The 18535-nt window shown below is 39.7% G+C and carries 21 protein-coding genes and 2 pseudogenes; 17 read left to right on the top strand and 6 right to left on the bottom strand.

Features of this window, described 5'->3' with window-relative positions:
* Positions 1-148: 148 nt before the first annotated feature.
* The 5 genes from GVN20_RS23835 to GVN20_RS23815 all read left to right on the top strand — a co-directional run bounded on the left by GVN20_RS23835 (position 149) and on the right by GVN20_RS23815 (position 4817).
* Positions 149-937 carry a PhzF family phenazine biosynthesis protein gene (locus GVN20_RS23835; protein WP_166560753.1) on the top strand — a complete coding sequence of 263 codons (789 nt, stop codon included), beginning with the start codon at positions 149-151 and terminating at the stop codon, positions 935-937.
* 160 nt (positions 938-1097) lie between these two features.
* Positions 1098-1589 carry a hypothetical protein gene (locus tag GVN20_RS23830; protein ID WP_166560752.1) on the top strand — a complete coding sequence of 164 codons (492 nt, stop codon included), beginning with the start codon at positions 1098-1100 and terminating at the stop codon, positions 1587-1589.
* Positions 1590-1841: 252 nt separating this feature from the next.
* On the top strand, positions 1842-3458 hold the full coding sequence (locus GVN20_RS23825; protein WP_166560751.1) for a M6 family metalloprotease domain-containing protein: 1617 nt from the start codon (positions 1842-1844) through the stop codon (positions 3456-3458).
* Positions 3459-3987: 529 nt separating this feature from the next.
* A complete protein-coding gene (locus tag GVN20_RS23820; protein WP_166560750.1) occupies positions 3988-4386 on the top strand; it encodes a hypothetical protein in 399 nt (132 codons plus the stop codon).
* Positions 4387-4394: 8 nt separating this feature from the next.
* On the top strand, positions 4395-4817 hold the full coding sequence (locus GVN20_RS23815; RefSeq protein WP_166560749.1) for a hypothetical protein: 423 nt from the start codon (positions 4395-4397) through the stop codon (positions 4815-4817).
* Between the two features lie 418 nt (positions 4818-5235).
* Here the strand turns inward: GVN20_RS23815 and GVN20_RS23810 are convergent, their stop codons facing one another.
* On the bottom strand, positions 5236-5559 hold the full coding sequence (locus GVN20_RS23810; protein WP_166560748.1) for a helix-turn-helix domain-containing protein: 324 nt from the start codon (positions 5557-5559) through the stop codon (positions 5236-5238).
* Positions 5560-5699: 140 nt separating this feature from the next.
* Between GVN20_RS23810 and GVN20_RS23805 the strand changes: the two genes are divergently transcribed.
* The gene (locus tag GVN20_RS23805; RefSeq protein ID WP_166560747.1) at positions 5700-6557 is read left to right on the top strand and encodes a CPBP family intramembrane glutamic endopeptidase; all 858 of its coding nucleotides are present in this window, start codon (positions 5700-5702) and stop codon (positions 6555-6557) included.
* Positions 6554-6913 carry a cupin domain-containing protein gene (locus tag GVN20_RS23800; RefSeq protein WP_166560746.1) on the top strand — a complete coding sequence of 120 codons (360 nt, stop codon included), beginning with the start codon at positions 6554-6556 and terminating at the stop codon, positions 6911-6913. Before GVN20_RS23805 ends, GVN20_RS23800 begins: the two co-directional genes overlap by 4 nt.
* A gap of 116 nt (positions 6914-7029) precedes the next feature.
* Here the strand turns inward: GVN20_RS23800 and GVN20_RS29800 are convergent.
* The 3 genes and pseudogenes from GVN20_RS29800 to GVN20_RS29610 all read right to left on the bottom strand — a co-directional run.
* Positions 7030-7469: pseudogene (locus GVN20_RS29800) on the bottom strand (transposase zinc-binding domain-containing protein); the annotation flags it as partial.
* Positions 7448-7951: pseudogene (locus GVN20_RS29795) on the bottom strand (tyrosine-type recombinase/integrase). The pseudogenes GVN20_RS29800 and GVN20_RS29795, both read right to left, overlap by 22 nt.
* Positions 7952-8181: 230 nt before the next feature.
* Complete coding sequence (locus tag GVN20_RS29610) at positions 8182-8358, bottom strand: hypothetical protein (RefSeq protein WP_206023356.1); 177 nt, start codon at positions 8356-8358, stop codon at positions 8182-8184.
* Positions 8359-8650: 292 nt separating this feature from the next.
* Between GVN20_RS29610 and GVN20_RS23780 the strand changes: the two genes are divergently transcribed.
* The 8 genes from GVN20_RS23780 to GVN20_RS23745 all read left to right on the top strand — a co-directional run bounded on the left by GVN20_RS23780 (position 8651) and on the right by GVN20_RS23745 (position 14120).
* Positions 8651-9118 carry a DinB family protein gene (locus tag GVN20_RS23780; protein WP_166560743.1) on the top strand — a complete coding sequence of 156 codons (468 nt, stop codon included), beginning with the start codon at positions 8651-8653 and terminating at the stop codon, positions 9116-9118.
* Positions 9119-9296: 178 nt separating this feature from the next.
* A complete protein-coding gene (locus GVN20_RS23775; RefSeq protein WP_166560742.1) occupies positions 9297-10115 on the top strand; it encodes a helix-turn-helix domain-containing protein in 819 nt (272 codons plus the stop codon).
* An 85-nt stretch (positions 10116-10200) separates the two neighbouring features.
* Positions 10201-10575, top strand: coding sequence for a VOC family protein (locus GVN20_RS23770; RefSeq protein WP_166560741.1), 375 nt, complete (start codon positions 10201-10203; stop codon positions 10573-10575).
* 9 nt (positions 10576-10584) lie between these two features.
* Positions 10585-10938: a TfoX/Sxy family protein gene (locus GVN20_RS23765; protein WP_166560740.1), complete on the top strand. Its 354-nt coding sequence runs from the start codon at positions 10585-10587 to the stop codon at positions 10936-10938.
* 302 nt (positions 10939-11240) lie between these two features.
* A complete protein-coding gene (locus tag GVN20_RS23760; protein ID WP_166560739.1) occupies positions 11241-11720 on the top strand; it encodes a DUF2975 domain-containing protein in 480 nt (159 codons plus the stop codon).
* A gap of 3 nt (positions 11721-11723) precedes the next feature.
* Entirely contained in the window at positions 11724-11942 is a 219-nt protein-coding gene (locus tag GVN20_RS23755) for a helix-turn-helix transcriptional regulator (protein WP_166560738.1), read from the top strand.
* Between the two features lie 3 nt (positions 11943-11945).
* Positions 11946-12569 (top strand): hypothetical protein, encoded by a 624-nt coding sequence (locus GVN20_RS23750; RefSeq protein WP_166560737.1) that lies wholly within the window; start codon positions 11946-11948, stop codon positions 12567-12569.
* Positions 12570-12638: 69 nt separating this feature from the next.
* Positions 12639-14120, top strand: coding sequence for a cryptochrome/photolyase family protein (locus GVN20_RS23745; RefSeq protein WP_166560736.1), 1482 nt, complete (start codon positions 12639-12641; stop codon positions 14118-14120).
* A 111-nt stretch (positions 14121-14231) separates the two neighbouring features.
* Here GVN20_RS23745 and GVN20_RS23740 read toward each other — a convergent pair whose 3' ends face one another.
* Positions 14232-15170 (bottom strand): 2-hydroxyacid dehydrogenase, encoded by a 939-nt coding sequence (locus GVN20_RS23740; protein WP_166560735.1) that lies wholly within the window; start codon positions 15168-15170, stop codon positions 14232-14234.
* Between the two features lie 166 nt (positions 15171-15336).
* Here GVN20_RS23740 and pdxA point away from each other — a divergent pair, with 166 nt between their 5' ends.
* Positions 15337-16422, top strand: coding sequence for a 4-hydroxythreonine-4-phosphate dehydrogenase PdxA (pdxA, locus tag GVN20_RS23735; RefSeq protein ID WP_166560734.1), 1086 nt, complete (start codon positions 15337-15339; stop codon positions 16420-16422).
* A 121-nt stretch (positions 16423-16543) separates the two neighbouring features.
* The gene (locus GVN20_RS23730; protein ID WP_166560733.1) at positions 16544-17431 is read left to right on the top strand and encodes a YicC/YloC family endoribonuclease; all 888 of its coding nucleotides are present in this window, start codon (positions 16544-16546) and stop codon (positions 17429-17431) included.
* Between the two features lie 36 nt (positions 17432-17467).
* On the opposite strand, the gene GVN20_RS23725 is transcribed toward GVN20_RS23730, so the two are convergent.
* The gene (locus GVN20_RS23725) at positions 17468-18445 is read right to left on the bottom strand and encodes a 3-hydroxyacyl-CoA dehydrogenase family protein (protein WP_166560732.1); all 978 of its coding nucleotides are present in this window, start codon (positions 18443-18445) and stop codon (positions 17468-17470) included.
* Positions 18446-18535 lie beyond the last annotated feature (90 nt).

Below are 18535 nucleotides of genomic sequence, written 5' to 3'. Positions count from 1 at the left end.
AACAGCCGTTTTGCAAAAGCTGAGGTTTCGTGCTTCTATGACTGTGAAGTGCTAAATTCAAGCTTTGTGCATCTAATGAAGTTTAGTGCTGAAAAACCCCGCCTTCGCAAAGCGGCAAAACGTTAGCAGTAATTTTAAACAGAACATAGTGAAACATAATATATATCAAATTGACGCATTTACAGACACAATTTTTGGAGGAAATCCTGCTTGTGTTGTGCCACTTGACAATTGGTTGTCAGACGAAATCTTGTTGAAAATAGCAAAAGAAAACGCAGTTGCTGAAACTGCTTTTTTTGTTGACAAAGGAGAAAAAATCCATTTACGATGGTTTACGCCTGAAATTGAAATGGATTTGTGCGGTCACGCTACACTTGCAACTGCTCATAGTTTAGCGACAATTCTTGACTATAAGAAAGATAAAATTGTGTTTGAAACTTTAAGTGGCGACTTAATTGTCAAAATTGAAAATGGAAAATATAAAATGAACTTCCCATCAAGAATGCCTGTTGTCGACATCTTACCACCGACAATTTCAAAATCCTTAAATATTCAACCGAAAGAAATTTTAAAATCAAGAGACTATGTTTTGGTGTATGAAAATGAAACAGAAGTTAGAAACATTGAAATTGATAGACAATTATTCGACCAAATAAATATTGACCCAGGAGGTGTAATTGTAACAGCAGTTGGTGATAAATGCGATTTCGTTTCAAGGTTTTTTACACCACAAGCATCAATTCTAGAAGATCCTGTAACAGGTTCTGCACATTGTTCTTTAATTCCATTTTGGTCAAAAAGACTTAATAAAAAAGAACTTTATGCCAAACAAGTTTCTGAACGATTAGGGAAGTTGTATTGTGAAGACAAAGGAGACCGAGTGATTATTAGTGGGCAAGCAAAAACATATTCAATTGGAAAATTTTGGACAGAATAAAACTACTGCCAACAAGGTATTGCCAAAAGCGGGGCTTCAGTACATAATCCAAACTTTTGGTATTTCTATAAACTTTTGTACTTTAACCAAGCATTAGCAATTCTAAACCCCGCCTTCGGCAATACCTGTCCGTTGGCAGTAATTTTAAAAAAAAGACCTCATGTGGACACACAAAAACACTTTTGCTATTGGTGGACTTGAAAACATTGGGTACGCAGACAAAGAAGACTTTTTAATCGTTTTATCAAGTCAGGGACAGGGAATCTTTAACTGCAAAACGGGAGAAAAAATTGCAAGACTGAACAATGATTCAAATTGGTGGGACAAATTCGACCAATCGACAAATTCAATCGTAGGTTTTGACATTTTAGAAAATATTGAAATAAAGACTTATGGACTTTATGGCAGCGACAACTTAGCAAAGACAACACAAGACAATTGGACTTTGATTATATCTGAACCCGAACCAGACGACAGACCATTTGAGAAATATTTAGTCCAAAAAATTTATTTATTATCGCCTGACGGGACAGAAAAGAAATTTATTTGTAAGGATGGTGCTTGTGAATTAAGAGCATTTGGATTTTCCGAGACTGGCGACACTTTCGTTATTGCATTAAGTTGCGACTTGACAATTTATAGCAGGACATAAGCATTGCGAGAAAATAAAAACTACCGCCAACATGGATTTGTGGCAAGTGGGGGCTGACGAAAGTAATTGAACATTCGTAATTTTATGTACTTTTGTTTCGGCGGACGGAAACCTATTGAATATTTGTAAGTAACTCAGCATCAGTATTTTACATCGGCAGACGTTCGGGCGAACGAGTTTCAAAACCCCCACCTGACCACAAGCCCTGTACGTTGGTGGCTACTGTAAATCAACTTAATAAACATCCCAAATATGAAAAAAACAATCTTTTACTTAATTCTAATCAGTTTGCTTTATTCAAGCTGTAAAAAAACGGTCGAAACACCATTACCTACGCCAACACAAATTATATCTTTTTCGCCTACATCAGGAACTACTGGCACCGACATAACGATTGTTGGAGCAAATTTTATAGGTACGACATCCGTGTCCTTTGGCGGAGTGGCAGCTTCTTCATTTACAGTTGTCAATGCCACTACCATCACAGCTAAAGTCGGTATCGGAGCAAGTGGAGAAGTTACAGTATTTGCTCCGACAGGTACTGCCAAACTATCAGGGTTTACCTTTGTGAATCCGCCTCCTACCATTGCATCAATTAGTACCAAAAGTGGAACAACCAACTCAATCATTACCATCACAGGTACTAATTTCACTGGGGCAACAGCTGTAACGTTTGGTGGGGTAGCTGCATCTTCATTCAAAGTTGATAATGCCACCACTATCACGGCGGTCGTGGGTACTGGTAATAGCGGAGACATCGTTGTAACTACTCCGAGTGGAAATGCTACATTGGCGGGGTTCGTATTTAACAGCCCCAACGTAACATCATGCAAGATACAATCTACATTCAACAGTCCTGTTGTGGTCGGATTTACCAATAATCAATATCGAGTTCCTTCAACTGGAACAGTGAAAGTGGGTATTATTTTTGTTGATTTTAACGAGGCTATTGCGACGAAAACTCCAAAAGAAATCTTTGATACTTATATCTCACCAGAAGCAGAAGATTTTTTAAAGACAATGTCTTACAACAAATTAAAGTTAGAGTTAGAACCTACCTTTGAATGGTTCAGGATGAGCAAACCAGGTACTTCTTATTCATTTTCTACTTTTGCAGACCATAAAGCTTATATCCAAGAGGCAATTTCCTTAGCAAATCCAAAAGTTGATTTTTCTAAATATAGCCATGTTTATGTCGTCACTGACCCAAACAATAGTCCCTTGGCAGGTGCGGCCGCATGGAACTCAAACAGTAACGCAAGCGGAATCAATGTGGACGGCAAGTTTGTGAATAACGCTTTCACTTCTGGTAAAGCATTGAAAGATTGGCCAAAAGGATTATTATTTGCTCATGAATTTGGGCATAATTTAGGTCTTGTCGATCTGTATCCTTATAATGGAACACAGCATAGATTTGTAGGTGATTATAGCCTTATGGGTTTGATTAGTGGCATCGCTCCTGAATTTTTAGGTTGGGAACGTTGGACATTGGGTTGGTTGGATGATAATCAAATAGTATGCCAAGGCAATGTGGGTAATGGGTCTGTTACCTTGACCCCTATCGAAACCGCAGGGGGTGTTAAGTTATTGACTATACCGATTGATACCAAATCAACGATTGTGGTGGAAAGTAGAAGAAAGCTGGGCTACGACAAAAATTTGGTAAAAGAAGGCCCTTTGGTTTACTTGGTAGATGCCAGTATAGCCTCTGGAAATGGTGCCGTGAAAGTTTTGCCTATCAATGAAACTGACACCAAAAAACATCAAGCAACAATGAGCGTTGCCCAAACGATAACATATCAGGGCATTACTATAACTTATACAGCCCGTAGTAATGATGGCGATGTAATTACTTTTGAGAAAAAATAACAATGATATGGGGCTTTCAAATTATTTCATGATTGTACGGACAGTTGGATTGCAAAAGTAGCAGCAGCCACCAACATGGTATTTAATAAGGACTGGCTGACGGAAGTAATTCCGCTTTTGGAATGCTATTTGGCTTTTGAAGGTAACTGAACATCCGTTTTTCAAATTCCAATCCTTCTTAAATACCTGTTCGTTGTACAAAATCGAGGTGGGATCATCCTTAGGCCAGTTGTGGAGCAGGTGTGCCGTTTTTGGGCTAACTTCGCGGGGGCGTAAGCCAGAGGCTTTGAAGCAGCGGCGAAGTTAGCCAAAAACCACGAAAAAAGACGTCGCAAATCTGAGATTTGCAAAATATTTTTTCGTTCCGGCTTGGCGAGCTTTAGGCCACTTTTCCTACCACCTCAACTTCGTACAACAGGGGATTACCGAAACCCCCTTTCATTTCGACCTAATGGGTCTCTATTTCAGGGGACTTCGGTAATCCCCAATCTGTTAGCGGCAATGGAAAGAAACATAGAAAACAGAAAATATGAACATACTAATTTTAATAGCCAACATATTGACACTTTTAGCTTTTGTAGTTCACACTTTTATTGGCGATAAAGAACTAAAAGTAAACGAACCGACATACGGAAATGATGAGAATTTTCACAAAAGAGAAAAATGGACCATGGCAAGATGTGGTTGGCATTGGGTTTCGTTTGACTTACTTTTTGCTACAATCGGACTCGGGCTGATTAACTTTACCAACTACTTTGACAACGAAAAACTATTTTTGCAAATACTAACAATATACTTTTTAGGCTATGCAGTGGTTTGGGTTTTGACAATTGCAATTTCAAAACAGTTTCCTAAAAACTATTTTAAACTTGGACAATGGATTTTACTGTTGCTAATTAGCGGACTTATTTACTTTGGAACAAATTAATATAACATATGCTTAAACTTGGTGGGTACATAAATATAGTTATTGCAATTGGACATATAGTTGGACTTTTTTGGGCTGACAAAATGTTTGAAGTAACAGGAATTGGAAAAGAAATGACAGAACTTGCTCAAACGCATTCTACATTGCCGTATTTACTGACAATTTTTGTAACATTCGTATTTTTTATTTTTGGGTTATATGGGTTTTCGGCTGACAATAAGTTTAGACCACTTCCATTTTTGAAACCAGTGATTTTTATGATAGCAGGAATTTATCTACTTCGTGGATTTGGAGAACTCATATTTGACTTGGAAAAACAACAAGCAAACCAGTTTTTGGAAATAACCTATTCACTAATTGCAGTTTTTATTGGACTTCTGTTTTTGATTGGCGGACTAAAAAAATGGAAATTAAAACAGACAAATGAATAAACAACGACCCGCTAAGCATTGTATTGGCCATAGTGGGACTGACAGTTATAAATTCAACATTTGTAATTCTATTAATCATTTGTGCAAATGTTGGGCTGACGTTTTTGAAATGCCCCACCATCGTCAATACGCAAACCGTTGGGCAAAATTGAATAAAAAAAGACGAAGCAGAAGATGGGTTTACAATTCATAAATCTAAAAGATTTTCAGGACATTGAGGCAAGATGATGAAAGAAGAAAAGAATTTTCTAAAGAGAAACATTTGCCTCAATGGCAAAAGATTTTGAAAAAATCTTGAATTGTAAACAAATGAGTCTTGATATATATTGTCTTTTTTATTCAACTTCGCCCAACAGACTGCACACATTTACCCTCCGCTGGTGGTAAGCGTATCCCAACACCCTCAGCATTGTAAGTTTCAATTTGTTGACATTTGCTTTTCACCCCAACTTCTCATTTGACTAATAAACGGAATTAATTCTTTTCCTGTATCCGTAAGTGAATATTCAACCTTCGGTGGAACTTCTAAATAAACCTTTCTAACAATTAGTTCATCGGCTTCCAATTCTTTTAGCGTTTGAGTAAGCATTTTGGGTGTTATACCCACTACTGCTCTTTTTAATTCCCCATATCTCAAAAAACCATCTCTCAATATCCATAAAATTCGGCCCTTGTACTTTCCACCTATTCGTTGGAAAGCATAATCAACTGCACAATGTGCCTTTTTAATATTATTCTTCATTTATTTATAAGTTTAAAATATTGATAATCAACAATAGTATCATTTTAGTATGTAGGCTACTTTATTGTATGTACTTGCTGTAAAGATAATAAGGAGTTTTCTTTGTATAAAATTTTACTTACAATAAATCAAAAGAAACAATGAATGCATCAATTAAAAAAGTCCTGCATTTTCCAATAACAAAAATTATCGTAGGCATTGTCGTTCCTTTTTCGCTATTTGTCGTAATTCAAAACTTTGTTTTGAAACCTTTTTTTTATAGTATTATTCAAGATAAAAATATTGCTAATCCAATTATTCACATTATTTCTTTTATTGTTTTATTAACCTCTTATTACTATTTATTCCGTTTTTATGATAAAAGAGAAATAACAGAGCTATCCCTAAAATACTTTTTTAAAGAAATGTTTGGAGGGTTTTTCTTTGGTTTTTTTGCAATTTCATTCGTTATTTTCATTTTATACGTCTTAGGGTATTATCAAGCATTTAGTATTACAACAGCTCACTACCCCATCAAATTTTTCACGTTTTTAATGTTTGCGGCCATAGTAGAAGACCTGTTTCATAGAGGGTTAATAGTTCGTGTCTGTGAAAATTGGTTAGGAACTCATCTAACCATTGTCATTGCAATGTTAGTTGAGCTTCAACAACACTTTTTCAATCCAAATTTCAACCTATTTAGTCATTTTCTTACTTTAATTTGGGGGTTTACTATGGCAATGATGTTTATCTATACTAAAAGAATATGGCTGCCTTTTTTCTTCCATTTAGGCTGGAATTTTTCACAGCCATTTTATGGCTCAAATCTTTCGGGGCTAAATAATATGGGCAGTATAATTCAATCCAAATTTAATGGCCCTGAACTATTAACAGGTGGTGCAGTTGGAATTGAAGATTCCATTTTTACAGTAACTTTTTTATTGCTTATTGGAATCATATTTTATTATCTGGCAAAAAGAGAGGGTAAAATTGTAAAAGGAAAACTGTTTAAAAGATGAATTTGAAAGATGCGTTTTCAAGTCTTGGTAACTATTTTTCACCAAGGATTATAGGTGAAGTAAATGACCAATATTTTAAAGTCGTAAAAATAAAGGGGCAAGAAGTGCCTTGGCATAATCACGAAAATGAAGATGAATTATTCTATATTGCAAAAGGTACACTTCTAATGGAAATTGAAAATCAGCCAGACCTGATATTGAAAAAAGGCGATTTGTTTGTTGTAAATAAAGGAAAAAAACACAGAGTTTCCTCAAAAAAAGAGTGTCTAATTATGCTTATTGAATCTAAAACCACTGAACATACAGGAAAAATAACTTCAGTAATTACAAAAACAATAGGAGACCAATTCTGTTAAAGCGATTCATCTAATTAAAAATGCCAGCCACCAATAACTAAGGTTTCGTGGTGGCTGAAAGCCCAGCCATGAAACTCCCGAAAGCGTTCAGGATTGAACGAAACCTTCGGTGGCGGCACCGCAATTATGCCCATTTGCAAGCCCTTCTGCTTGCCAAAAGTTTCCAGTACCTGCCAAGCAGCCCCAAACAGCGCATCATACACCGCTTTGGGGTAATGCAGTGCCAATGGATATAACTCATATAGCAATGTAAATACCACGTTAAAATACGGTACAGGCAATAAATCTGCCTCTCGTGACTGTATCTATTCTTCTCGCTTGTAGCCTTGACACTTAGGGCAGTGACGATTGCGGCAAGAATTGTAACTGATAGTAATGTGGCCGCAGGCATCAAACACATCAACCGCGCGGGCGGCCCCCTATGGCCACCCATAACCGAAGTCCTGCCATGCTGTATCACTCGCAAGGTGCACAGTTGCCAACTATTTAACGCTAAATCTGCAATGCCATCGCCCAGCCGACCCAGCACATGGGCTACTTCCCAAACAGGCTGCACTGCGAAAACAACGTGTCAAGTGGTCTAAAAACGGGTTTGGTTTTCAACTGAGCTACAAGCAGGTACAACATCGTGGTCTCGATATTTTCATGTACCAGAAAGTTTTTGACACTGATTATATCCATGCCATCTTCCAGCAGATGGGTGGCGCAAGTGTGGCGCAGGGTATGTACGTGTATGTCCTTCAATATACCCGCTTTTTAACTGGCATCTTTCACAGCCCACTGTACCCCTTTCTGGCTGTAACGAGAAGCGAAATCACCGCCCGCGCGGTCTACAATATTTACTGCGCCAAAAAGGTATTCCATGGGCCTTTCGGCTGAGATATAAATTTTAAGCCCTCGAATGAGATGCTCACTAAGAGGCACATATCTATCTTTTTTGCCTTTACCCTGCACTTCTTTTAGCTGGAGACGGTCAAAGTCTAAATCGGCCAATTTTACACTCCGAACTTCCAAACAGCGCAAACCACATCCATACAACAGAACCAATTAGCACCTTGTGTTTGAGTAAGCTACACGCTTTGAGCAGTGCCCAAACTTCCTGCTTACTCAGTACCACAGACAGTTTATTTGCCGTTTTTATCGCAGGCAAAAGAAGATAACTATAGGGAAGCCCTTCTGTTTTGAGCAAGAAAGGAAGACCATAAACCATATGCTTGAAATAGGTTTGTGAAGGGGTTGGGCTCCGCTTTTGGAGCATAAATAAATATTCACGGTGCGCCGCTGCGATGAACCTGCTCTTCTTTGTCAAGCTCGGTGGGGATTTTGCCATAATGAAGAGATATGGCCGCAATATGTTGTGAATAATTTTTAAAGGTGCTTGGACTGCGACCCAGTATGGAAATACTCCGCTCAAAACGATGGATTAATTCCTCAGAGCCAGGCACTTCTCGGCCGGCACGATTGATAAGATTGTTCTCACGTAGATCATCAGAATTCTTTTTTTGTCATGCTCAATTTTAAGTTTAAATTGGCATTAAAATTAATCCTTTTAAGGCAAGATAGCTACCGAAGGTTTTGTTCAACAAGAGGTTTTCATCAGGCGGGCAGATGTGCAAACTTGGAGCTTTGTGCTTCTAATGAATTTTAGTAATAAATTGGGCATTTGTGCTTTGGAACCCGCCCAAACGCAAAGCCCCGAAACGTTGTGCGTCATTTTGTTAAACACAAAATATCTATATGAATAGTCAAAAAGAATTACTTCGAGAAATGTTATTTCAAAATATGATTACTAACTCATATGCTTTGGACAGAGTGACTAACGAGAACAAAAGATATAAGTTAAATAATGAAACTGCCTCTATCGGATTTATTTATAGGCATATTGGAGAAACTATGAATTTGTTTGGCTACTTTCTTGGTGTTCCGTCCAATATTCAAAATACTACGATGGGACAACAAGACATAGGGCAGGACTATGAAATTGAAACAAGTAAATTATATATTAATATAGGATATAAAATGCTTGAAAATTTAATAGACACTTCAAGAGACGAGGATTGGTCTTTGACGACTGACACACCATTTTTTGGAACAGTTTCCAGAATGCGACTTTTCTCACATATTCTTTTCCATAACTCTCATCACGCAGGACAAATTTCTTTGACTTTATCAAGAGGACGAGCATTTACGACCGAATTAAGTTAAAACAAAAATGAACGTGCAACAAAATGTTTCTGTAATGGTGCCGCGACGAGTTGGTTTAAAGTTTTAACTTTGTTCAACTTTTAGTTTCGTGGGACAGAACGCGGCTTTCGAAAGGCACCACTGCAGAAACACAACCAATAGTCTTCATTGTAAAAAGACAACGTACATAAAATTGACAATGGAGTTAAATCCGAAAACATATGAGCCAAATATCGAACTGACAGAGTTTGTTATACGGTATTGGACATTAGATGGTGAAAAGGAAAATATACCTCTCAAAAACACTATCGTGCCAGACGGAACAATGAAATTGATTTTTCATTATGGCGACACTTATAAATACCATTCTCAAAATGGCGAGATAACAATTTTACCAAAATGCTTTTTAATTGGACAATTGACAAAGCCCTATGTGATTGAGCCCGTTGGTGTAACAGGTAGTTTTGTTGTGCAATTCAAACCAAATGGGTTTTTACCGTTTACATCAATTCCAATGAAGGAAATGGAAAACAAAGCGGTTCCATTGGATATATTATTTGGAGAAGAAGGCAGGAAAATTGGTAATCAAATCTTAAACGCTAACTCTACATCTGAAAGAATCCAAATTATCGAGACCTTTCTTTTAAAAAAATTGGCCGATAAAAAAACAATTGACAATATCGTTAAATCAACTGTTGAAACAATATTTAATACCAATGGACAATTTTCTGTAAATGTATTTTCAAAGAACAATAATATTAACCGAAGACAATTAGCAAGAAAATTTTCTTCCGCTATTGGCTTAAGCCCAAAACAACTCGCAAAGACAATTAGAATTCAGAAAACCTTAAAAGTATTACTGAACGAAGAGATTAATAGTTTAACTGACTTGGCTTATGAAAACGACTATTTTGACCAAGCTCATTTTATTAAAGAATTCAAGGAATTTACGGGATTGACACCAAAGGAATTTTTCGGAGACAGCCTAAAAATGTCGTTGATTTTTGACAAAAAATAGCCTTGTCCCATTTTTACAATTTTGCCGTTTTGGTTGATTCTACCTTTGCATCGCAATAGTGCAAAAACTTAAAAATCATAGCAAAATGGCAAATGTAAATCCAGTTGGTTGGTTTGACCTCAATGTGGCAAACTTAGACCGAGCAAAAAAATTCTACGAAACAGTTTTCAATGTAAAGTTGACAGATGCATCCATTGAATGGGGTAAGCAATCATTCTTTCCTTTTAGCCCTGAAAGCCACGACATATCAGGCGCATTGGTGGAGAAAGCAGATTTTGTTCCAAGTGGTAACAATACAGTTATATACTTTGAGACCGAAGACAATATAGCTGAAGAACAAAGAATTGAAGGAGCAGGCGGAAAAGTGGTACAACCTAAAATGAATATTGGCGAGTTTGGTTTTATCTCTATATTCATTGACACAGAAGGCAATACAGTAGGGCTTCATTCACGTAAATAATTTTCATTTATGGCTTATGACCCATATCTTGCTGACAGAGTTAGAGAATTTCTTGCCGAAATACCAGGCATAGACATTGAAGAAAAAGAAATGTTCAATGTTCTAAACTTTATGGCAAACGGAAAAACTTGTGTTTGTGTAAGTGGTGAAAATTTAATGTTGCGTTTTGACCCAAGCCGACAAGAAGAACTTTCGGAAAAAGTTGGTTATGAGACAATGTTGATGAAAGGTAAAGAATACAAAGGCTACTGCTACATAAATCCAGACGGGTTTAAAGACAGAATGGACTTTGAATTTTTCTTAAACTTATGCCTTGACTATAACAAAGTCGCCAAATCATCAAAGAAACGGAAGACAAAATAAAACAACGAACGGCTAAGAGCGGTTTTGCGTCAGGCGGGGTTCATTGCTTCGTCTGACGCTTTTTGCTATATTTGAACTGTGGTGCTTCGTATCAAGTGTGGTGCAAAAAATCCCGCCCGAACGCAAAGCCTTGAACGTTAGCCTTCATGGTAACAGACAACCCAGCCAATCCTAACTGTCTGACAACTCCGATAAGACAAAAGGCCCTACTTTTTCGCAATTTCCTAAAAACACTAAATTTTTATTGTTTATCAATAAAAATTTATTACGTTTGCAGCATAAAACAATCTCTTAAAATCATCATGAAAAGAATTTCAGCGGTATTTCTTCAGGCTGTCATCGTGCTTATCGGCATTGTGGCACTTGTCATTTTGCTTCGGTTCCCTTCAACTGAGGGAAGAGCCGCAAACTTAGACTTGTTCAGCATTTATTCTGACCCGTTTATCTTGTATGGATACGCAACGTCAATCGCTTTTTTTGTTGCACTGTATAAGGCGTTCAAATTACTCGGATACGTTGGACAAAATAAAGTTTTCTCTTCAAACGCCGTTAAGACATTAAAGAGTATTAAGTATTGTGCTATCGTAGTGGGTGTTTTAATTGTGTTAGCAGGACTATACATAAGGCTATTTCACCATAAAGAAGACGACCCTGCGGGTTTTCTTGCCATTTGCATCGTCGCTACTTTTGTTTCAATCGTATTTACAACTGCTGCGGCAATATTTGAAAAACTCTTGCAAAGTGCCATAGATATGAAATCTGAAAATGACTTAACAATTTAAGCTATGCCCATTATTGTAAATTTAGACGTGATGATGGCAAAGCGAAAAATTTCGTTGAATGAGCTTTCTGAAAGAGTTGATTTGACATTATCTAACCTTTCTATCTTAAAGACAGGGAAGGCAAAAGCAATACGCTTTAGCACCTTGGAGGCAATTTGTAAAGCATTAGACTGCCAACCAAGTGATATTTTGGAATATGTAAATGACGAAACAAACCGCTAAGGTATGACTATAAAGAAAATTCATTATATATCAGGACTGACAATCACGCTTTTTGTAGGGCTTCATTTGTTTAATCATTCTTTAAGCGTTTGGGGCGCTGAAAAGCACATCGAAATGATGAATACTTTACGATTATTTTATCGTAACCTCTTTGTTGAAACGATTTTATTACTTGCCGTATTTACACAAATTGTTTCAGGCCTGAAGCTCTTCAAAACTAACAGAAAAACAGCCGTTTCTTATTTTGAAAAACTTCAAATTTGGACAGGGCTTTACTTGGCCTTTTTTTTCATCATTCATTTAAGCGCCGTTTTGGGTGGGCGGCACGTTCTGCAACTTGACACAAATTTTTATTTTGGAGTAGCGGGCCTGAATGCATTTCCTTTCAACCTCTTTTTTGTTCCGTATTATGGGCTGGCAATTCTTTCCTTTTTTGGACATGTTGCTGCGATTCATAACAAAAAAATGAAAAAATCTGTTTTGGGTTTGACCCCAAACCAACAATCTGCCCTCATCGTGGCTTTGGGTTTCATTTTGACAATATTCATATTTTATGGACTAACGAACCATTTTAACGGCGTAACAATCCCCAAAGAATACGAAGTGCTTATTGGGAAAAGCCTCTAATCGTACGTAGATGGTATCATTGAATGGTGACATAACGTCCGCAGAAACATACTGAAATAAACCTAAAGAATGCAAACTTGTAAGCTCGTTTTTCCACACCAATTATTTCAGTTTAATCCCCTCTTTTCCATTGAAGGTGATATTTATCTGATAGAGGAAATTTTATTTTTTCAGCAGTACAACTTTCATAAGCAAAAAATAGCTTTCCACCGCGCAACCATGAAATATTACGAAAATTACCTACTCCAAAAGGGATTTTCTGTAAAATATGTTCAGGCTAACCAACAGGAAGCAGACGTTAGGCTCTTGCTCAATCATTTGTACAGTCTAGGCGTCAATTCTTTAGTCATTATTGATCCTGTTGATGAGTGGTTATTAAAAAGAATTAGAATCAGTTGCGAAAAGCTAAAGATGAATCTTAAGATACTGGAATCCCCCATGTTTCTGAATACATCTCAAGAATTAGCGCCTTTTTTCAACCCCAATAAAAAGAAATTTTTTCAAACTGAATTTTATAAACAGGAACGAATCAAAAGAAAAATTTTAATCGACTCATCAGAAGGACCAATCGGTGGTCAATGGACTTTTGACGTAGAAAATCGAAAAAAATATCCAAAGGGTAAGTCGGTGATAAAGGTGGAGTTCCCGCCAATAAACAACTATACCCAGGAAGCTCATAGCTATACTCATCAATACTTTCCTGACAATATTGGTAGTCTGAATGATAGCGTAACTTACCCCATTGGATACGAAGCAAGTGCGCAATGGCTAAACCAATTTCTTGAACATCGTATGGCCGAGTTTGGTGAGTACGAAGATGCCATTTTGCGCAAAGAAATGCTGCTCAATCATAGTTTGCTGACACCCATGCTCAACGTCGGTATGCTTACACCTGACCAGATTGTAAATCAGGCCTTAGATTATAGTCGCGACAACAGTGTTCCCATCAATTCGCTTGAAGGGTTCATTCGCCAAATAATTGGTTGGCGGGAGTTCATCAGAGGAGTTTATATTACGAAGGGAAATGAAGAACGAACCAAAAACCATTGGGGCTTCACCAGAAAAATCCCAAAAAGTTTTTATGATGCTAGCACTGGAATTACCCCCGTGGATGACACCATTAAAAAGATACTAAAAACAGGATACTGCCATCATATTGAGCGACTTATGGTACTCGGCAACTTTATGTTACTGTGTGAGTTTGACCCCGACGAGGTATACCGCTGGTTTATGGAGCTATTTATCGACGCCTATGACTGGGTGATGGTTCCCAATGTGTACGGCATGAGTCAATTTGCCGATGGAGGATTAATGGCCACCAAGCCCTACATAAGCGGCAGTAATTATTTGATGAAAATGAGTGACTATCCCAAAGGCGACTGGCAGGCAACTTGGGATGCTTTATTTTGGCGATTTTTAGACAATCACCGTACTTTTTTCCTCAAAAACCCAAGGTTGAGTATGCTGGTTAAGACCTTTGATAAGTGGGAAAAAAGTAAAAAGGAATCAATCCATCAAAACGCAAGTGATTATCTTGCAGGCTTGGCTTAAATACGGTATTCAAGGCCATATTCACGTTAGGTTCCTAGAATTGATTCCGTAACTTTTTGGACACATAATCCCCAAAATAACTGGTCATTTTTTAATCTCAGCACGCCTCAGCTATTTTTCAACCGACAAGCTCGCCGTAATCTGATTCACCAACGCCTCGTTTATTTTCGCGTAACTTTCCTGCGTCCAGCCTGCCACGTGGGGGGTTAGTATCACCCGCGACGAATTACAGAGGTACTCAAACGATTTTTGTTGTTCGGGCGTCAAGGTGCTTAATTTTTCATTTTCAAGCACATCCAAACAAGCCCCCCTAATCTTGCCGCTTTCCAGCCCTTTGACGATGGTTTCCATGTTGACAATTTCGCCCCGCGCGATGTTGAGCAAAAAAAACGGACGCGCTACGTTTGCCACAAAATCATCATTGATCATGAGTCGGGTTTCGGCGGTCAGGGGTACGTGCAGGCTGATGACATCGGCTTGTTCCATAATTTCTTCCAACGACGATTCTTGCGCGTAGTTGTCGCCGTAGTTGACCAAATATTTATCGTAGGCCAACACTCGACAACCAAACCCACTCAATCGTCGGGCGGTGGCACTGCCGTTGAACCCGTAGCCAATGAGGCCCACGGTTTTTCCCATAAGTTCAATTCCGCGATTTCCTTCACGGTCCCAAATTCCCTGCCGCACCTCGCGGTCCGCTTTGACAATATTGGCAAACAATCCCAACAACATCCCGACTACGTGCTCGGCTACGGCGTCGCGGTTTCCTTCGTTGGCCGCAAAAACCTGAACATTCCGTTGTTGAACGGCCTCCAAGTCAATCAAATCCAACCCCGCTCCCGCCCGTGCCACAAAGCGCAATAGAGGAGCATGTTGCAATACTTCTTCATCAATAACAGTTTTGCTCCGAATAATAAGCCCCTGATATTCAGCAATGTGACTCAAAATTTGGGGACGTTTGAAAGTAGGTTCATAACGATACAACAAGCCCGCTTGGTCCAACATCGGAAACAAGGAGGGATGCATCTCGTCAACTATTAAAATCTTCACGACAGTGTCAGTTAGTAATCGGCACAAAAATAGTGCGGTTTATTCGTAAATTGCAGCGTCATTACTAAAACGATTTTATTGATTTTTGGGGTTGACGTGGCAAAAACGGCAAATATTTATCCGCTGAATCCTCCCGTTCCTCTCAAATCTAATTTTTTGATGCATCATGAGCGAATCAAACCTTGATAAACCTGTCATTGGCATAACCATGGGTGACTACAACGGCGTAGGACCTGAAGTCATTCTGAAAGCACTGTATAACAACCAATTAAACCGCATTTGTATCCCTGTCATTTATGGCTCCATGCGCCTTCTGAACCGCTACCGCAACCAGATGGACATGAAGGACTGGAACTTGTTTGGCCTCCAAAAAATTGAGCAGGTAAACCCTAAAGTCACCAACGTCATCACCTGTTGGCCCAATACCGACGAGGATATTCAGCCTGGAAAAGTAACACCCGAAGCGGGTAAGGGGGCTTTTGAAAGCCTCAAACGGGCCATGGAAGACCTGAAAGTGGGTAAATTAGACGCGCTGGTAACGGCCCCTATCAATAAAAACAACATCCAAAACGACGAGTTTAAATTTCCGGGTCATACCGAATACTTAGCCGAAGCCTTCAACATCAAAGAGCCGCTCATGTTTATGGTGAGCGATGTGTTGCGCGTTGGGGTCGTAACGGGTCACGTACCTCTGTCGGAAGTAGCGAGCCAAATTACCAAAGAAAAAATTGTCGTTAAACTTCAAGCCATGCTCAAGTCTCTACGCGGCGATTTTGGCATCCGTAAACCTCGGATTGCGGTGCTCGGGCTAAACCCCCACGCTGGCGAAAACGGGCTTTTGGGTTCGGAAGAAGAAGAAATCATTACCCCCGCGCTAAAAGAACTGCGCAACAAAGGGCAGCTCATTTACGGGCCGTACCCCGCCGATGGTTTTTTTGCCGCCCAAACCTACCGCAAGTTTGATGCGGTTTTGGCGATGTACCATGACCAGGGGCTTTCACCGTTCAAAACGATTGCATTTAGCGAAGGGGTCAATTTTACGGCGGGTTTACCCATCGTTCGCACTTCGCCCGACCACGGCACTGCTTACGACATCGCGGGCAAAAACCAAGCTGACGAAACCTCCATCCGCCAAGCCATTTACACCGCCTGTGACGTAGTAAAGCACCGAAAAGAACAAGCCGAACTCGAAAAAAATGCCTTGAAAAAGAATCCTGTCGTTGAAAAAATGACGTCGCAGGAGGAGAAGTAAGAAGTTACAAAACTTCTTCATGCGTATTCTTCTGCGATTGAAAAATTATAAAAATTTACTTCTTAATTACCGACAGTGCGGGCGGCCACCTACTCGCTCCTGTCTACTCGCTCTTAAAATTATGCTGAAATCAATGACCGGCTATGGAAAAGCCACCTTCGAATCAGAAAGCATTTCGGTTACGGCCGAAGTGAAGTCCCTGAATTCCAAATTTTTAGACATATACTGCCGTATTCCGCGTAATTATTCAGAGCGAGAAATCGAAATTCGAAACCTCATTACCCAAGCCCTCGAACGCGGCAAAGTAGAGTTTAACCTAACAGTTACACCCGTAGGACAGGGCGGCTCGGGCACCATCGTCAACCGTGCGCTGGTGAAAGCCTACTACCGCGATTTGCACCAAACCGCCGAGGATTTAGGGTTTGCGCCCGTTCCCACCGACGTGCTCCGCATGGCGCTCATGATGCCCAATACTTATCTGACCGACGCCACCACCGAAGACCAACAAGTGGCGGATTTGGCGTTGATTCAAAAAACGGTACACGAAGCCCTCAGAAAATGCACTGAATTTAGAATCCAAGAAGGCGTTGCACTCAACAAAGCCTTCAAAGATGCCATTCAGAGAATCACTGACATTCTCATAGAAATTGAGGAATTAGACAAATTTCGTATTCCGGGGGTGCGGGAACGGCTCCGCAAAAACGTCCGTGATTTACTCGGCGATGAATCTTTTGATCAAAATCGCTTTGAGCAAGAGCTCGTGTATTACATCGAAAAATTTGATATTTCTGAGGAAAAAGTTCGTCTCAAAAACCACCTCACGTATTTTATTGAGACCCTCCAAAGCAAAGAGAGCAACGGCAAAAAACTCAATTTTATTTCACAGGAAATCGGCCGTGAGGTCAACACTATCGGCTCCAAAGCCAACGACTCGGCCATCCAGCACTTGGTGGTGCAGATGAAAGATGAATTGGAGAAAATAAAGGAACAAACGGCCAATATTATTTAAGCAATCCGTTGTAAGGAGTGAGTATTTGTGCCCAACTCACTCCTTACTTTTCAACTTCTTTTTGACCACGTCGGCAGGGTATTTGAGCGCTAGTTCACGAATTTCGTAACTAAAGGCTTCGAACGTTTCGCGCCACAACTGAGCTTCTTCGGGCGTATACGAGTAAAATCCGTGGGCATTTGCCACCCCCTTACCACCCGCTTTCACAATGTCGTCAATCAACGCAGGCACTTCGGTACTTGTGCTCAGGGTTGGAAACAAATCTTTGAGTACCGTATGGTAGGCTGGTACGCCCGTCAAATCCATCCAACGAAAAGGCCCGGCCAACGTCATCCAATACCCCCCGTTATTTCGGCAGGCACGGTCTACATCTTCGACCGTGGCGTAGCCATTTTCGACCAGATTAAACGCTTCCCGGTACAGCGCATACATGAGACGATTGGTGATAAAACCCCGAATATCTTTACGTACAAGCGTGGGTTCTTTGCCCCAAGCATGAGAAAGTTCATACAGCCATTCGCCCTTGGTTACGTCGCTGAGGTCTCCACAAATCACCTCCAAAAAGCGCGTCGTATGGGAGGGCTCTGCCCAATGCAACCCCAAAAAACGTTCAGGATGACGTACTTCTTTTTGTAAAATACTAATGGGAATGGCCGACGTATTGCTCGTAATCACGGCATCCGTCGTCACCACAGCCTCTATCTTTTCATACACGGATTTCTTAATATCAAGATTTTCTAGCGTACATTCAATCACCAGTTGACAATCGACAAGCGCACCGTAGTCTTCGGTAATCACCAGTGCTTCAAAAAAATGGTCGGGAGCATGCGTGGTTAGGCCCTCTTCCAACGATTTTTTGAGGTGTTCATGGATACGTGGGTGCGCCGTGGGTACATCCATCGGAAGCGGCGCCACGGCCACCACTCGGTGCCCCGCCAATAACAAACATGTTGTGATGCTGCAGCCCATCAAGCCGAGTCCAACGACTCCGATAGAAAGTTGGGAAGGGTTCATAGTTCTTTTTAATTCCAATAAAATTAAACCTTAAAAATCTTCAATAAAGTGGTTATGTGCTAAAGATAAAAGAGATTGCCGCAAATAAAC

Source organism: Runella sp. CRIBMP (genome assembly GCF_009905605.1).
Taxonomy (GTDB): Bacteria; Bacteroidota; Bacteroidia; order Cytophagales; family Spirosomataceae; genus Runella.
The sequence above is the reverse complement of the archived record's forward strand: the minus strand, read 5'-3'. Positions and strand labels throughout refer to the sequence as shown.

Excerpts from the sequence above, each read along its gene's own strand:
- GVN20_RS23830 (WP_166560752.1), top strand. The coding sequence starts at position 1,098 with ATGTGGACACACAAAAACACTTTTGCTATTGGTGGACTTGAAAACATT.
- GVN20_RS23825 (WP_166560751.1), top strand. The coding sequence starts at position 1,842 with ATGAAAAAAACAATCTTTTACTTAATTCTAATCAGTTTGCTTTATTCA.
- GVN20_RS23820 (WP_166560750.1), top strand. The coding sequence starts at position 3,988 with ATGAACATACTAATTTTAATAGCCAACATATTGACACTTTTAGCTTTT.
- GVN20_RS23815 (WP_166560749.1), top strand. The coding sequence starts at position 4,395 with ATGCTTAAACTTGGTGGGTACATAAATATAGTTATTGCAATTGGACAT.
- GVN20_RS23810 (WP_166560748.1), bottom strand. The coding sequence starts at position 5,559 with ATGAAGAATAATATTAAAAAGGCACATTGTGCAGTTGATTATGCTTTC.
- GVN20_RS23805 (WP_166560747.1), top strand. The coding sequence starts at position 5,700 with ATGAATGCATCAATTAAAAAAGTCCTGCATTTTCCAATAACAAAAATT.
- GVN20_RS23800 (WP_166560746.1), top strand. The coding sequence starts at position 6,554 with ATGAATTTGAAAGATGCGTTTTCAAGTCTTGGTAACTATTTTTCACCA.
- GVN20_RS23780 (WP_166560743.1), top strand. The coding sequence starts at position 8,651 with ATGAATAGTCAAAAAGAATTACTTCGAGAAATGTTATTTCAAAATATG.
- GVN20_RS23775 (WP_166560742.1), top strand. The coding sequence starts at position 9,297 with ATGGAGTTAAATCCGAAAACATATGAGCCAAATATCGAACTGACAGAG.
- GVN20_RS23770 (WP_166560741.1), top strand. The coding sequence starts at position 10,201 with ATGGCAAATGTAAATCCAGTTGGTTGGTTTGACCTCAATGTGGCAAAC.
- GVN20_RS23765 (WP_166560740.1), top strand. The coding sequence starts at position 10,585 with ATGGCTTATGACCCATATCTTGCTGACAGAGTTAGAGAATTTCTTGCC.
- GVN20_RS23760 (WP_166560739.1), top strand. The coding sequence starts at position 11,241 with ATGAAAAGAATTTCAGCGGTATTTCTTCAGGCTGTCATCGTGCTTATC.
- GVN20_RS23755 (WP_166560738.1), top strand. The coding sequence starts at position 11,724 with ATGCCCATTATTGTAAATTTAGACGTGATGATGGCAAAGCGAAAAATT.
- GVN20_RS23750 (WP_166560737.1), top strand. The coding sequence starts at position 11,946 with ATGACTATAAAGAAAATTCATTATATATCAGGACTGACAATCACGCTT.
- GVN20_RS23745 (WP_166560736.1), top strand. The coding sequence starts at position 12,639 with ATGCAAACTTGTAAGCTCGTTTTTCCACACCAATTATTTCAGTTTAAT.
- pdxA (WP_166560734.1), top strand. The coding sequence starts at position 15,337 with ATGAGCGAATCAAACCTTGATAAACCTGTCATTGGCATAACCATGGGT.
- GVN20_RS23730 (WP_166560733.1), top strand. The coding sequence starts at position 16,544 with ATGCTGAAATCAATGACCGGCTATGGAAAAGCCACCTTCGAATCAGAA.
- GVN20_RS23725 (WP_166560732.1), bottom strand. The coding sequence starts at position 18,445 with ATGAACCCTTCCCAACTTTCTATCGGAGTCGTTGGACTCGGCTTGATG.